Annotated in this window: 2 protein-coding genes; both read left to right on the forward strand. The window is 24.9% G+C overall.

Features of this window, described 5'->3' with window-relative positions; translation table 11 throughout:
• Positions 1 to 448 (forward strand): GNAT family N-acetyltransferase (locus tag KA909_RS13050; RefSeq protein WP_002399483.1); only part of this gene is annotated, 448 nt, incomplete at its 5' end.
• Complete coding sequence (locus tag KA909_RS13055; protein ID WP_001028144.1) at positions 449 to 1,888, forward strand: bifunctional aminoglycoside N-acetyltransferase AAC(6')-Ie/aminoglycoside O-phosphotransferase APH(2'')-Ia; 1,440 nt, start codon at positions 449 to 451, stop codon at positions 1,886 to 1,888.
• Positions 1,889 to 1,987: the final 99 nt, after the last annotated feature.

Consider the following 1,987-nt stretch of genomic DNA (forward strand, 5'->3'; position numbering starts at 1 on the left):
AATGGTAAAAACATTGTATAGCATTTTACACAGGAGTCTGGACTTGACTGAGTTTATGGAAGAAGTTTTAATTGATGATAATATGGTTTTTGATATTGATAATTTAAAAGGATTTCTTAATGATACCAGTTCATTTGGGTTTATAGCTAAAGAAAATAATAAAATTATAGGATTTGCATATTGCTATACACTTTTAAGACCTGATGGAAAAACAATGTTTTATTTACACTCAATAGGAATGTTACCTAACTATCAAGACAAAGGTTATGGTTCAAAATTATTATCTTTTATTAAGGAATATTCTAAAGAGATTGGTTGTTCTGAAATGTTTTTAATAACTGATAAAGGTAATCCTAGAGCTTGCCATGTATATGAAAAATTAGGTGGTAAAAATGATTATAAAGATGAAATAGTATATGTATATGATTATGAAAAAGGTGATAAATAAATGAATATAGTTGAAAATGAAATATGTATAAGAACTTTAATAGATGATGATTTTCCTTTGATGTTAAAATGGTTAACTGATGAAAGAGTATTAGAATTTTATGGTGGTAGAGATAAAAAATATACATTAGAATCATTAAAAAAACATTATACAGAGCCTTGGGAAGATGAAGTTTTTAGAGTAATTATTGAATATAACAATGTTCCTATTGGATATGGACAAATATATAAAATGTATGATGAGTTATATACTGATTATCATTATCCAAAAACTGATGAGATAGTCTATGGTATGGATCAATTTATAGGAGAGCCAAATTATTGGAGTAAAGGAATTGGTACAAGATATATTAAATTGATTTTTGAATTTTTGAAAAAAGAAAGAAATGCTAATGCAGTTATTTTAGACCCTCATAAAAATAATCCAAGAGCAATAAGGGCATACCAAAAATCTGGTTTTAGAATTATTGAAGATTTGCCAGAACATGAATTACACGAGGGCAAAAAAGAAGATTGTTATTTAATGGAATATAGATATGATGATAATGCCACAAATGTTAAGGCAATGAAATATTTAATTGAGCATTACTTTGATAATTTCAAAGTAGATAGTATTGAAATAATCGGTAGTGGTTATGATAGTGTGGCATATTTAGTTAATAATGAATACATTTTTAAAACAAAATTTAGTACTAATAAGAAAAAAGGTTATGCAAAAGAAAAAGCAATATATAATTTTTTAAATACAAATTTAGAAACTAATGTAAAAATTCCTAATATTGAATATTCGTATATTAGTGATGAATTATCTATACTAGGTTATAAAGAAATTAAAGGAACTTTTTTAACACCAGAAATTTATTCTACTATGTCAGAAGAAGAACAAAATTTGTTAAAACGAGATATTGCCAGTTTTTTAAGACAAATGCACGGTTTAGATTATACAGATATTAGTGAATGTACTATTGATAATAAACAAAATGTATTAGAAGAGTATATATTGTTGCGTGAAACTATTTATAATGATTTAACTGATATAGAAAAAGATTATATAGAAAGTTTTATGGAAAGACTAAATGCAACAACAGTTTTTGAGGGTAAAAAGTGTTTATGCCATAATGATTTTAGTTGTAATCATCTATTGTTAGATGGCAATAATAGATTAACTGGAATAATTGATTTTGGAGATTCTGGAATTATAGATGAATATTGTGATTTTATATACTTACTTGAAGATAGTGAAGAAGAAATAGGAACAAATTTTGGAGAAGATATATTAAGAATGTATGGAAATATAGATATTGAGAAAGCAAAAGAATATCAAGATATAGTTGAAGAATATTATCCTATTGAAACTATTGTTTATGGAATTAAAAATATTAAACAGGAATTTATCGAAAATGGTAGAAAAGAAATTTATAAAAGGACTTATAAAGATTGATTATATAATATATGAAAAGCTATTATAAAAGACATTAGTATTAAATAGTTTAAAAAAATGAAAAATAATAAAGGGAAGTGAGTCAAGTCCAGACTCCTG

Origin of the sequence: Staphylococcus sp. GDX8P54P, from assembly GCF_017893165.1 — a bacterium.
Lineage (GTDB): Bacteria > Bacillota > Bacilli > Staphylococcales > Staphylococcaceae > Staphylococcus > Staphylococcus borealis.